This is a genomic window from Dialister hominis (assembly GCF_007164725.1).
GTDB classification, from domain to species: domain Bacteria; phylum Bacillota; class Negativicutes; order Veillonellales; family Dialisteraceae; genus Dialister; species Dialister hominis.
In genome coordinates this window covers 2,201,869-2,214,401 of sequence record NZ_AP019697.1, presented here as the reverse complement: position 1 = coordinate 2,214,401, position 12,533 = coordinate 2,201,869, and the positions used below count along the sequence as shown (strand labels likewise).

Sequence of the window (12,533 nt, the reverse complement as noted above, 5' to 3'; positions counted from 1 at the left end):
TTCCTGTTTACTAATATTACAATTTTTTTAACTAAATAATACGTCTGCCGCCAAATGCATGAATAGTTCTAGTGCCAGCCTTGCATCTGCCACCCTGTACAGTCCCTTTCGGGATAAACAATTCGTCACCGGAATGCAAAACCGTTTCTACTCCATTAATGGTGAACACAATTAAGCTATGTGTCTACAGTACTAAATTATACCATTACATCTCGTAAAATTTTCATAGATGCTAAGTGAGCATCTATAGATTCTTGCTTATTAACTTTAATCTCGCCATATCTAACACCCGCGCTACAATTTATTTTGTTTAAGCTTTGTTTATCAATATTTAAAGTAGGTAACAACTCAGCTAATTTATTCAAACAATGAGTACGCTGCGGTTTTTTATTTTCGATTTTAAAATATAGTCCTTTCAATAATTTTTCCGTAAATTGTAGAGAATCCCATTTAGATTGCCCAAAACCATATGAATGAAAAATTCCATCAACAGCTTGATGTTCATCTTCCAAGGCTTCTTGCGAATATACCATTCCACTTTCGTAAAATTTATACATCGCAGCGTATGTCTTATTATATACTTCTAATAATTTATAAATTTCATCTTTTGTTAAACTGTTTGCTACTTGAAACGTCAAATTTTCAATTTTATTAACTAGATTAATAGTATCAGTAGGCAATTGTATATTTTTAACTTCCCATGTAATCTTAACTGTTCCAAAAATAACAGGAAATATAGCAATATATGGTTCGCCCCTTATTAATAAAATCATTCTTCCAACAATTGCTCTTTCTCCTAGACTTAGTTTATTTCCATATCGAAGCTTGAACCATTTGTTTATTAACGTACCCAAATTATAAGATGTATAGATTCCTGAAACAAAAGGTTCATTACAATATGGTAAAAAGCATGCATCTTTCAATATAGGTAATTGGGAAGATATTAAAGTCATAACATGTATTGGCCTAAATTGTGGATCAATCCCTTTTTTAATAAAATCTCTGTCAAGATTCTCTAAGGCATTTTCAAATTCTTCTTTACTAAAATTATATTTTACATACGGAACTTTTTTAGAAATCCATTTATTATGAGCATCAGCTTCTAGAACATTCTTAGGCAAAATATTCATCTCCTATGATTGTACATTTTAACCGTAATTCGTAATATAATTAATAAAAATTGTTTTTATTAAGATAATTTGAATACCATACTTATGCCTCTAAACCTTATCATTTTTATAGTCTATGCAATTGTTGTTTTAAAAAATATCCAACCTGCTCACTCGCAAAGCCATTTTTCCACAAAACATCCAACTCATACACTCATGAACCCATTATCCAACTCACCGTCTAAACTATCAAAAAATGGTTTTCGTCGATATGTTCCCATGGGGTGATGAAACTCCGATGTTGACTTTCTCATTTTTAATTTCAAAATAGTGAAAGCAGCTTATTTACTACACTTTCCAGCATTTTTACTTTCCTGTCCTAGACATCAAACATACGCACTCGACGTGAGTGGTCTGTGGGAACATGTCCACGGGCTGGACGGACTGTAGTTTGTAGTGGCCTAAGCGGCCCAAGATCTCTGCGTCGCGGGCCAAGGTGGCGGGGTTGCAGGAGACGTAGACGATGCGGGCGGGTTGCATGCCTGCGGCGGCTTTGAGAACGTCTTCGCTGCATCCGGCTCTGACGGGGTCCATGACGATGACGTCGGGGCGAAGGCCTTCTTCGTAGAGTTTCGGCATGAGGAGGCCTGCGTCGGCGGCGTGGAATTCGGCGTTTTCTATATGGTTGAATGCGGCATTTTTCTTAGCGTCTTCGATGGCTTCCCTGACGATTTCGATGCCGATGACGCGGCGTGCTTTTTTCGCAAGGCAGAGGGAAATGGTGCCTGTGCCGCAGTAGGCGTCGATGACGGTTTCCCCGCCTTTGAGGTCAGCGGCATCCAAGGCTTTCTGGTAGAGGACTTCTGCCTGGGCCTTGTGGACCTGGAAGAAGGAAAATGGCGATACTTCGAAGGCAATGCCGCAGAGGGATGCGGTGAGGGTCTTTCTTCCCCAGATGTGGTGGATTTCCGGTCCTAAGATGACGTTGCGTTTCTTATTCTGGACATCGTGGTAAAGAGAAACGACTTCGGGGAGGGCTTTCTGGATTTCTTCAGCCCAGAGGTCCTTCTTCGGCAGGTTTTCGGTGGCAGTCACGATGACGGCCATGACTTCCCCATTATCGCCGACACGCCCCATGACGTGGCGGACGCAGCCTTTTCCGGATTTCTCATTGTAGCCGGTAATGCCATGGCGGATCATGAAATCTTCCGCAAAGCGGAGAAGGCGGTTGTTTTCCTCTTCCTGAATGAGGCATTCCTGAATCGGGACGATCTGGTGCGTGCCCTGGCGGTAGTAGCCAAGAACGGGGCCGCCTGTCACCTGTCCGACAGGGACGGCCATTTTATTTCGGTAATTCCATTCATGCGGCGCGCCAAGAATCGGAAGGACGACGTCTTCGCTTGCCTTGCCGATGCGGACCATGACGTCCTTCACGCGGCGTTCCTTCGCTGCCAGCTGGCCCTCGTAGGTCAGATGGGAAATCTGGCATCCTCCGCAGGAATCATAGACCGGGCACTGGGGCACCGTACGGTAGGGAGACGGCTTCTCGACGGAAATGAGTTTCCCGGAAGCGTACGATTTCTTGATCAGGATGATCTTCGCCTTCACCGTCTCTCCAGGAAGAGCTCCCGGAACGAAGACAGTAAAATTCTCCGCCGATCCGATGCCTTCGCCATGGACACCAAGATCGCGGATCTCGATCGTATACGTCGCGTTTAATGTGAGTGGGGTATTTTTAGTAGACATAACAAGCTCCTTTGCTCCTCCCATTATACCATGGAGTGTGATGGGAAAATGAGAATATCCAAGAGCCTCGGGCCTTTCATGCATAGTAAAAGAGTGGCATCGCGCCACTCTTTTTTAAATTATTTCACTTGCCCATAGTAGGCATGGGGTCCGTGTTTTCTTTCGTAGTGTTTTTCCAGGATGTAGTTCTGTATCCTTGCATCCGGCGAGAGAAGGAATGTCTTGAGGGCCATTTCTGCGACTGTTTCCAGGACGACTGCATGGTATGCAGCTTCTTTAACATCTTTCCCCCATGTGAACGGGCCATGGTTTCTGACGAGTACGCCGGGCGTGGATTTAGGATCAATCTTGAGATCACGGAAGGTTTCAGCGATCACTTTTCCCGTATTTCTTTCGTAGTCGTCTTCCACTTCTTCTTTCGTGAGGGGTCTGGTACAGGGAACGGGTCCGTAGAAATAGTCTGCATGGGTCGTGCCAATAGGGATGATCGGCCTTCCGGCCTGTGCGAAGGCTGCGGCGTGAATGGAATGGGTGTGGACGACTCCGCCGATTTCCGGGAAGTTCTTGTACAGTTCAATGTGGGTCCTGGTATCTGAGGATGGTCTCAGATTTCCTTCCACCACTTCGCCTTCAAGGTTCACGACGACCATATCGGAAGCTTTCAGGTATTCATACGGTACGCCGGACGGTTTGATGACGATGAGGTTTCTTTCCCTGTCGATTCCGCTCGCGTTCCCCCATGTATAAAGCACGACATGATGACGGGGAAGTTCCAGATTTGCCTCCAGCACTTCTTCTTTCAGTTCTTCTAACATCCAGGCAGCTCCTTTCCCAAGGTCTGTTGAAGCTTATTTGTCTTCAATCACCCATGCTTTTTCCGCTTTGAACGTGACATAGGCGTCACCGCTGAGAAGCGTTTTCCCTGGATCGAACATGTCTACAATCCATTCCTTGTCCAATTCATCCTTGACGAAGTAGCGCACTTTTTCGCCCAGGAACATGCGGTTTACGATAGAGGTCTTGATATTGACCTTCCCCTCCGCTTTTTCCAGGGAGATCTTTATGCTTTCCGGACGGACGGATGCGACGTACCTGGCACCCGGGGTGACGGGATTGGTGGAATGGAATACGGTATTTCCATAAGCCACGTCGTTATTCCCTTTTCCTTCTACGGAAATGAGATTGGTTGTGCCGATGAAATCAGCGACGAACTGTGTCTTCGGTTCGAAATAGATTTCCTGCGGCGTGCCGACCTGATGGACTTCGCCGTCTTTCAGTACGACGACGGCATCCGACATGGAAAGGGCTTCTGACTGGTCATGTGTTACGTAAATAACGGAGAGTCCCATTTTCTGCTGGATGGTTCTTAATTCGACACGGACGCTTTCGCGGAGCTTCGCATCCAGATTGGAAAGCGGTTCATCGAGAAGAAGGACGTCCGGTTTCATGACAAGTGCTCTTGCGACAGCGACACGCTGCTGCTGGCCGCCGGACATCTGGTTCGGGAAACGTTTTTTCATCCCTTTGAGCTGCATGAGTTCCAGTGCATCTTCCACGCGCTTGGTCATTTTATCTTTGGGAACCTTTTTGACTTTCAGCCCGTAAGATACGTTGTCAAAAACGTTCATATGAGGGAAGAGCGCATATTCCTGGAATACCATGGATGTATTTCTTCCATAAGGGGGAATCCTTTCGACGTTCTTTCCGTTCAGGAGGATTTCCCCTTCATCGGGTTCATAAAATCCTGCAATCATGCGGAGGAGTGTCGTCTTGCCACAGCCGGATGGTCCCAGAAAGGTAATGAAATGGCCTCTTTCAAAGGACAGATTGACATTCTTGATCACATGGCTTTTCCCGAAATATTTATTGATATTCTTTAACTGCAATACATAGTCTGCCATACTTTATTCCCGCTTTCTTTACAGATCAAAGATATTGATTTTATCTCTTAAGATGAGCTTCACGATACCAAAAGTTGCATAAATGACAAGCATAATCCCTACTGCCGTGGCGCTCGCTGTAGGAAGGAATCCCTGATTTGCCAGACTCATGATATTGATGGATGCCAGGTTCCATTCCGGGGAAACCAGGAAAATAACAGTTGACAGCGTATTCATGGATCGCATGAAAGCATAAACGAAACTGACGGATAAGGAATTTTTTAGCATAGGAAGGACGATTTTGCGGAATGTGGTGAAACTGTTCGCGCCCAGGTTGGTCGATGCTTCTTCCAGCGAGCCCTCGATCTGCTTCAGCCCTGCTACCGCCTGCCTGTATCCGACAGGAAGCTGTCGAAGGGCCATACCGAGGATAATGATGCCGAGCGTACCCGTCATGGCCAGCGGTCCGTCGTTAAAGGCAAGGATCAATGCCAGGCCGATGAATGTACCTGGAAGGGATACCGGAAGCATGGCAAGGAAATCCATGATCGTTCTTCCGGGGAATTTCTTGCGGATGGTAAGAAAGGCAAGCGCAATGCCCAGAACTGTCGTTATGGCAGCTGTCGATATGGAAGCCACCCAGGAATTGATCATGACATGGGAGTGGATGACGCCTTCCTTGAAATATTCGAGCGTAAACGTGTAGTCATACCCGAATGCAACGGTAAAGGCAAAGAGGAATACGACTCCGATGATCATTAAGATCCCGAGGCTGAGCAGCATGGAGAATGCAAAGAGAAGCCATTTTGCAAGCGGCCCCGTGGTGACGCGGATCAGCCCTGCGACAGGTTTCCCCGTAACGGTTACGTAAGAATTCTTTTCCAGATAGTACCTCTGGATGAAGAATACGATCAGTGTCGGAATGACAAGGAAAACAGAAAGCGTGGCGCCCATGGGAAGATCCCAGGCTCCTGTGACCTGTGTATAGGCTTCTGTCGCCAGTACCTGATAATTTCCTCCGACGAGCATCGGGTTGCCGAAGTCTGCCAGAGAGTTGATGGCTACCAGAAGAAATGCACTGGCAATGCCCGGGGTTGCCAGCCTCAATGTGACAGTCCTGAAAAGATACCAGCCTCTTGCCCCCAGGTTCTGTGCAGCCAGTTCAAGATTCGGGCTGATGCTCTTAAGCACCCCTGAAATCGTGATATAGGCCAGAGGGAAGAATGCAACAGTCTGCGCCACCCACAGGCCGAATGGGCCGTACAGGTCTACCTTCAGATGAAGGAGGTTCCAGGTGATAAATCCGCGCCTGCCGAAAAGCATGATAAAGGCAAGGCCCGTCACGACAGACGGCGCCATCGTAGGAAGGAGAGCCACTACCTGAAAGAACCGCTTGCATGGCATATCCGTATAATGGATGCCGTATGCAAAGAGAAACCCGAGGATGATGGCACTGAATGTTGCCACGAAGGAAGAATACAGCGTATGCGCGAAGGCAAGGACAAATTCTTCTTCCGTCAGCGCACGGATCCAATCACTTCCGTCCGGGACCAGCAGTATTTTCACAAATGGATAAATGATAAAAACAGCAAACAGCAAAAATACAACGGATATGCTGATAAGGAGCGGCGGCTCCCTTAAGAGGGCCTTGAATTCCGCCATTCCTCCTGTATGTTCATGCCCTATATCTTTTTCGCTCATAGTGACTCCTTACAATGATTTAAGAAATCTATTGTAGAACAATAATGCCTCCGCCAGAAAGGCAGAGGCATCATCTGAACCAATTTAATTTGCGAAGAATTCGTCGCAATTCTTCTGCTTATCTGCACCGGCCTTGATCAGGTCATATTCCTTGAAGAGTGGGAGCTCTTTCAGAGGCTTCATACCTTCTGGCGGAGCTACATCAGGGTTGCATGCGATACCATGGGTGGATTTTACCATGATTTCGCCAGCTTCTTTCGTCAGTACAAAGTCGATAAATGCTTTAGCTACATCAGCATCAGCAGCGCCTTTGATCAGGCCAACAGGGCAGACCGTCCAGCCGGAATTATTGTAAATCGTGCTGTGGATCTTCTGTCCCTTTGCGCTGACCAGATTCTGGTCAGAAACAAAGTTGACGCAGATCAGGTATTCTCCGGCACCTGTCTTCTGTGCTGGTGTAAATCCGGAAGGAGTGAACTGTGCTACCTGGCCTTTCAGTGCTTTCAAATAGGTCCAGCCTTTTTCTTCGCCCATGGACTGAAGAACGGAGCTGATGAATGTATTGCCTGTTCCGGATTTTCTCGGATCTGGCATAATGACTTCGCCCTTGAATTCCGGTTTCAGAAGATCATCCAGTGTTTCAGGAGCCTTGACGCCCTTTGGTTCAAATTCTTCTTTGAAACGTTTTTCGTTATAGCCGACGGACAGAGCTTCCAGGTATGTGCCATACCAGTATCCATCCTTATCCTGATACTGCGGAAGAATCATCTTCGCATTCGGTGACTTATAAGCTGACAGAAGTCCGTCAGAAGCTGCCTTTGCGTGAGCATCTGCTGTGCCGCCCAGCCATACATCCGCTTTCGGTGAATCCTTTTCAGCCTGAATACGAGCTAATGCTTCACCAGTTGGCAGGCGGATAAAGCTTACATCAGCACCGGTCTTCTTCTTGAATGCGTCCGACAGTTCCTTTGCCGTATCTTCATGGAAAGAAACATACATAACCAGTTTCTTACCCTTGAAATTCTGTGCCGCATTGGCCGATTTTGCTGCATCCCCAGAAGATGAGCCGCCGCAGCCTGCCATTAACAGAGCTGCACCTGCTAACATACCTGCAACTATAGCCTTCCACTTCATTCCACGCATCTCCTTCCAAATATATATTACCTTTACAAACGTCTTACGTATTCTTCACACATTTTAGCACACAATTAAGTTGAATTATATACTAATTATGGCTATTTGCTATTTAAGTATCGTATATTAGGTTATTTAGCACTTAAACTCATACATACCGTTCAATATATGCAAAATAGAGCCGTTTGATTCTCATCATTGGTATACTATTTATTGGAAAATAGTACCGCCATCATTTTCAATGATTGATATGTTTGCAAAAGGCATCTTACCTCCTTTCCAAATTCGCACCTCGAGGCTATTGTATAATATTTATATTAGAACTTTAATCTAACACAAAGAATAAAGAAATGGCTTTCATTTCACATCTTCCATGGCAAGGTTAAGGGCATATCTTGATTTTTATCGGTGCTGGTAAAATTTAGCAGCCAGCAAAGATCTAAAGGGGGAAACCGTAATGAAAATTGATGTAACGCTTGAAATCACACCTAAAATGGTACAGGATGCACAGGGGCATGATAAGAAATCTTTATCTGGACATTTGGGAACTCATTTTGATGTAATGAATAAGGAATTTCCTTTAGAGTATACCCAGAGAAGAGGAATCGTATTTGATGTCAGCGGGATCAAAGACAGGGATATCGGTGTCTTTGATGTGGATCTGGAGAAAGTTCCCGCGGATTCATTTGTCATGTTTTACTCAGGATTCATTGAGGAGGAAGGCTACGGAAGTGCAAGGTATTTCAAGGAGCATCCGCAGCTGTCTGATGAATTGATTGAGAAATTGGTCTGATTGAGAAATTGGTCGATCTTCATATTTCATTGATCGGCGTGGATTTTGCGGGGATCAGGCGCGGCCGCGAGCATCCTGTCAAGGATCAGTACTGTGCTGATCATGGTGTCTTCGTCATTGAAAACATGTGTAATTTGAGGGAACTGCTAAATAAAGATGTAATAATGAATACGTACCCTATGCGTTACCAAGGCATGACCGGACTGCCCTGCAGGGTAGTTGCAGAGACGATGTAACTAAAAAGGACCTCTTTCGGGGTCCTTTTTGAATGTCTTATTTAGTTTCCTTATTTTACATTTCCCATTTCGGGTCTGCGTTGAGTGCTCTGGCTACGCCGATGAGGTCGGCTTTGCCTTCACGGAGGAAGAGGTCGGCTTCTTTCTTTGTTGTGATGCCGCCTGCTACGAGGATCGGGGTGAATACGCATTTCTTGACGGCTTCGGACATGTCGGTGAAGAAGCCTGGTTCTGCGTGGCCCGGTCTGAAGATCTGGCAGGTGCCGCCGGAGAGGTTCAGGAGGTCGATGTGTTCTCTTTCGAGGAGTTTGGCTGCTGCGCATGCGTCTTCGATGGTGCTGCCGCCTTCTTTGTAGTCGCAGCCTCCCAAGCGTACGGAGACGATGAAGTTCTTATTGGCTTTGGCTTTGATGCCTCGGATGATTTCGAGGGTAAAGCGGAGGCGGTTGGTGATGGTCTGCGGTCCGTATTCGTCGTCTCTGTGGTTGGTGATCGGCGAGTAGAACTGGTTCAGGAGGTAAGCGTGTGCGCAGTGGATTTCTACGCCGTCATAGCCGGCTTCCTGGACGCGGAGGGCTGCTGCGATGTATTTCTGTTCCAGGTCGTGGATTTCATCGACGGTGAGGGCTCTTGCCTGGTCTCTGGTCCATTTGATGTCAGAGGCGGAGACGAGATCCATGCCTGTGTAGAGTTTGCGTGTATTGGCGCCTGCGTGATTGATCTGCGCGAGGAGGCAGATGTCGGGGCGCACGTTGCGGATGGATTTCACCATGGCTTTCTGTGCGTCGATGACGGAGTCGTCGGCAAAGGAAATCTGGTGCGGGTCTGCTTTGCCCTGTGGATCGACGTAGCTGTGCTCAGTGATGATCATGCCGACGTTCGGGTTTGCTGCGATGGCGCAGTAGTGCTGCGTGATTTTTTCGTTCGGCTTGCCGCCGTCTGAGCTTTCGGTCGCGAGCGGCGGGAACACGAGACGTGTGGAGAGTTTCTTTCCTGCGAGGATAAATGGTTTTTCAATCATGTGAACAGTCCTTTCCGGCTTTTGCCTTCAAAATGAGAATTTACATGAAATATTCCAAAATGTATCTCGTTTATTAGATACATAAACCCAAAAATAGACGGCAGGATTCCCTGCCGTCTTTATTATACCTTATAATGACCGGTTATAACGAGTTACGGATGAACTCTGACAATCGGCTGATGTTCCTTTCGTTGCGGCGGTAGTATGTCCACTTGCCGAAACGGCGCGATTCCAAAAGACCTGCTCTCTGCATCATATCAAGATAATGCGAGATGGTCGACTGGGAAATCTGAGTCTTTTCGCAGATCGATCCAACACAGACACTTCTGTCAAAACGGTCTCCCTCCGGCACATGGAGTCCCTGGGGTGGAAAGTTATTCTGCGGTTCCTTCAGCCACTTTATGATGTTTAGCCGTATAGGGTTCGATAGAGCCTTGAAGATTTCTAATTCATTCATGTCTTAATTATATATTGAGAATTTATAATCTGTCAATATTTGATTTATAAATACAAATGGGCATATTCGAAATATTTCTTTATACTGGATTTTACTCGATATTATCGGATAGAAATTTATAGGCATGGCGAAACAAAATATTTAGAATTATTAAAATTACAATTCACTCACAACTATAAGTTATTACTTTTTCTCAATAAGCATGAGGAAAAGAGATAGGTGGAAGATGAGATAAAAGCGTATGGGCGGAGAGCGGCAGGTTAAGAAAACCGTAAAACCTCGCGTTGCTCGTGGAGATGATGTTTCAGGCGCATGCGCGCCAGCTCCCCCTACGGGGCGAGCTCTGACACCCTTAAACCAAGGCTTCGCCTTGGGGAAAATCAAAACCATACAATCGGACTTCGTCCGAGGAACTGCACTCCTTTCTGTCACTCCGTGACATCCTTCCTCGCTGAGGCAGGTCTCAAGAGGAATAAAGAAAAAGTTTCAAATCTGATTTGTTTTTGACCTTTCGTACCCCATCCCCTACCATACTCCCTTCCCCATTTGGGAAGGCGAGTATTGGTGGGCTGCTCTGATTCCACTCAAGAGTCAGGACTCTGGAATATCGAGCGGGCGAGTTGTTTTATGTATACTCTTAATTTTTCCCATGTGAAAAGCAGGCAGTTCCCGCTGCCTGCTTTTTTGAAATAGTGTTTCTTCCCGGAAACGCTGTTTCTTCAGGAATTCTTCCTTCCCCGGAATCATTCCATTCTTGTTTTGTTATTCATATCTTCCATAAATCTTTCTCTGACGAGGTCTTCGTCGAATGCGTCGATATACTCTGCGTTCCTGCACAGAAGGCAGTAGAAGGCAACGCCTGAAACGGCACCTACGAGAATTCCTGCCGCAATCCCTAACATGGTTCCTCCCATTTCCACAAAAGTCCGGGCCCTCCCCGCCCTTCTTTTGTACTATCCCCGGTATGAATTACTTCCAGATGATTTTTATCCACTGCGGATAGGCGGTCTTGAGGTGTTCTTCGACGCTCTGGAAGAGGGCATAAATCATCGGGCCGCTTACTTTTTCTTCCGGGCAGAGGATGCTGAGATCGAGGACGAGGTTTCCTTCGTCGTCGAGGTAGTATTTGAATGCTTTATACTGTTTATTGAACTTGTTCATGAGCTCTTCGAGTGCTTTTTCGTTGTTCTTCTTCTTGGCGCTCTGAGCGACAAGGAGACGGACGATGCCGTAGATGCTCTTGTCAAGGATGACGATGATTGGCAGTCTTGCGTTTTCAAGCTGCATGTGCGAGCGGAATACGGCGGTTTCCAATGGATCTTTGGCAATTTCTTCGACGGCGAAGTCTTTGAGTTTTCTCTTATCCAAGTATTCCTAGAAGCTTTCTGCTTTTTTGTTCATTTCGATTCCCTCTTTCTAAATCAATAGAGCTTCCCCGGCGCCATTGCCAGGGCCAAAGCTTTTTCCCTGCATTTACTCTAACCTATCGCAAAATGGAATGAAACTATCCGAAAGTATACTTTTGAAAGGAAATGTGAGGGAAATTTCTAAAAGCAGCGGACTTTTTTGAAAGAACAGCAAGAAAGATACAAGGAAGGATAGCGATTATAAAAATAAAAGAGGATGGGGAGAGAGGAAAAAGACCGTGTAGGGAGAAAAGCAGGGAGGAAAACTGGGAAAGAAATGAAAAACCAGACAACCGCAGAGCGGGGAAAAGAAAAGACCGGACGACCAGCCCGGAGGTTGAGAGAAATCAACCCTAACCGCCACAAAAGGAATATGCTTTACTTATTAACTGCACCCCTTTCGGCCTGTACAGAACAATTGAGTCATTACCGATATTACAGAAGATTCAACTGGTATACAGTCCACTTCCCCCGAAGGTGGCAGCTTCACAAGGAATAAAGAAAGGATTTCCAATCTTATTTGTTTTGGACCTTTCGTACCCCTTCCCCTACCATACTCCCTTCCCCGTCTGGGAAGGTCAACACCACTTATTTGCTTCGCAAAGGGAAAAGAAAAACCAAACAGCCTCACTCCGCTCGCAGAACCTTTTTAGATTTTAAAACTCAATGAATGATCAACCCTATCCGCCCGGCCTTTTTAGAAACTGCACATTTAAAAACCATACAACCGGCTTGCAGCCCAGGAAATGAACTTCATTCGTCGCCTTCAGCGACACCTTCCTCTACGAGGCAAGGTCAAACACCCTTAAACCTCGCGTTGCTCGTGGAAAACCTTACGACCTCGCTGCGCTCGTAGAAATAAAAATCCCCGCTCAGGACTGGCGAGCGAAGTGAGTTCCCATTTCTCCACGCAAAAAAAGCGCTCCCTTTCGGGAACGCTCTGATTTCCATTGGTGCGCTTGGGGGGATTTGAACCCCCGACACACGGTTTAGGAAACCGCTGCTCTATCCAGCTGAGCTACAAACGCATTAGTATTATTTTACAAAATG

12 protein-coding genes and 1 tRNA gene are annotated in these 12,533 nt (G+C 46.3%); 2 read left to right on the top strand and 11 right to left on the bottom strand.

Features of this window, described 5'->3' with window-relative positions; translation table 11 throughout:
* Window positions 1-197 precede the first annotated feature (197 nt).
* From Dia5BBH33_RS10120 to Dia5BBH33_RS10095, 6 genes are all read right to left on the bottom strand, one after another.
* On the bottom strand, window positions 198-1,121 hold the full coding sequence (locus Dia5BBH33_RS10120) for a hypothetical protein (protein ID WP_144269270.1): 924 nt from the start codon (window positions 1,119-1,121) through the stop codon (window positions 198-200).
* A gap of 354 nt (window positions 1,122-1,475) precedes the next feature.
* Window positions 1,476-2,855, bottom strand: a complete 1,380-nt coding sequence (rlmD, locus tag Dia5BBH33_RS10115; RefSeq protein WP_144269269.1) for a 23S rRNA (uracil(1939)-C(5))-methyltransferase RlmD — start codon at window positions 2,853-2,855, stop codon at window positions 1,476-1,478.
* Window positions 2,856-2,974: 119 nt separating this feature from the next.
* A complete protein-coding gene (locus Dia5BBH33_RS10110) occupies window positions 2,975-3,670 on the bottom strand; it encodes an L-ribulose-5-phosphate 4-epimerase (protein WP_108850342.1) in 696 nt (231 codons plus the stop codon).
* A gap of 33 nt (window positions 3,671-3,703) precedes the next feature.
* On the bottom strand, window positions 3,704-4,756 hold the full coding sequence (locus Dia5BBH33_RS10105) for an ABC transporter ATP-binding protein (protein ID WP_144269268.1): 1,053 nt from the start codon (window positions 4,754-4,756) through the stop codon (window positions 3,704-3,706).
* 18 nt (window positions 4,757-4,774) lie between these two features.
* Window positions 4,775-6,436 (bottom strand): ABC transporter permease, encoded by a 1,662-nt coding sequence (locus Dia5BBH33_RS10100; RefSeq protein ID WP_108850344.1) that lies wholly within the window; start codon window positions 6,434-6,436, stop codon window positions 4,775-4,777.
* An 84-nt stretch (window positions 6,437-6,520) separates the two neighbouring features.
* Window positions 6,521-7,570 (bottom strand): ABC transporter substrate-binding protein, encoded by a 1,050-nt coding sequence (locus Dia5BBH33_RS10095; RefSeq protein WP_022383039.1) that lies wholly within the window; start codon window positions 7,568-7,570, stop codon window positions 6,521-6,523.
* A 457-nt stretch (window positions 7,571-8,027) separates the two neighbouring features.
* Between Dia5BBH33_RS10095 and Dia5BBH33_RS11215 the strand changes: the two genes are divergently transcribed.
* Both Dia5BBH33_RS11215 and Dia5BBH33_RS11210 read left to right on the top strand, forming a co-directional pair.
* On the top strand, window positions 8,028-8,363 hold the full coding sequence (locus Dia5BBH33_RS11215; protein WP_197710302.1) for a cyclase family protein: 336 nt from the start codon (window positions 8,028-8,030) through the stop codon (window positions 8,361-8,363).
* 8 nt (window positions 8,364-8,371) lie between these two features.
* Window positions 8,372-8,599, top strand: a complete 228-nt coding sequence (locus Dia5BBH33_RS11210) for a cyclase family protein (RefSeq protein WP_197710303.1) — start codon at window positions 8,372-8,374, stop codon at window positions 8,597-8,599.
* Between the two features lie 55 nt (window positions 8,600-8,654).
* Here Dia5BBH33_RS11210 and Dia5BBH33_RS10085 read toward each other — a convergent pair whose 3' ends face one another.
* From Dia5BBH33_RS10085 to Dia5BBH33_RS10070, 5 genes are all read right to left on the bottom strand, one after another.
* Window positions 8,655-9,620 carry an NADH:flavin oxidoreductase gene (locus Dia5BBH33_RS10085; RefSeq protein ID WP_022383038.1) on the bottom strand — a complete coding sequence of 322 codons (966 nt, stop codon included), beginning with the start codon at window positions 9,618-9,620 and terminating at the stop codon, window positions 8,655-8,657.
* 142 nt (window positions 9,621-9,762) lie between these two features.
* Window positions 9,763-10,077 carry an ArsR/SmtB family transcription factor gene (locus Dia5BBH33_RS10080; protein ID WP_022383037.1) on the bottom strand — a complete coding sequence of 105 codons (315 nt, stop codon included), beginning with the start codon at window positions 10,075-10,077 and terminating at the stop codon, window positions 9,763-9,765.
* A 743-nt stretch (window positions 10,078-10,820) separates the two neighbouring features.
* On the bottom strand, window positions 10,821-10,979 hold the full coding sequence (locus Dia5BBH33_RS11120; protein ID WP_022383035.1) for a hypothetical protein: 159 nt from the start codon (window positions 10,977-10,979) through the stop codon (window positions 10,821-10,823).
* Between the two features lie 67 nt (window positions 10,980-11,046).
* Window positions 11,047-11,445 carry a YbjN domain-containing protein gene (locus tag Dia5BBH33_RS10075; RefSeq protein WP_198419609.1) on the bottom strand — a complete coding sequence of 133 codons (399 nt, stop codon included), beginning with the start codon at window positions 11,443-11,445 and terminating at the stop codon, window positions 11,047-11,049.
* A 989-nt stretch (window positions 11,446-12,434) separates the two neighbouring features.
* Window positions 12,435-12,511, bottom strand: a tRNA-Arg gene (locus tag Dia5BBH33_RS10070).
* Window positions 12,512-12,533 lie beyond the last annotated feature (22 nt).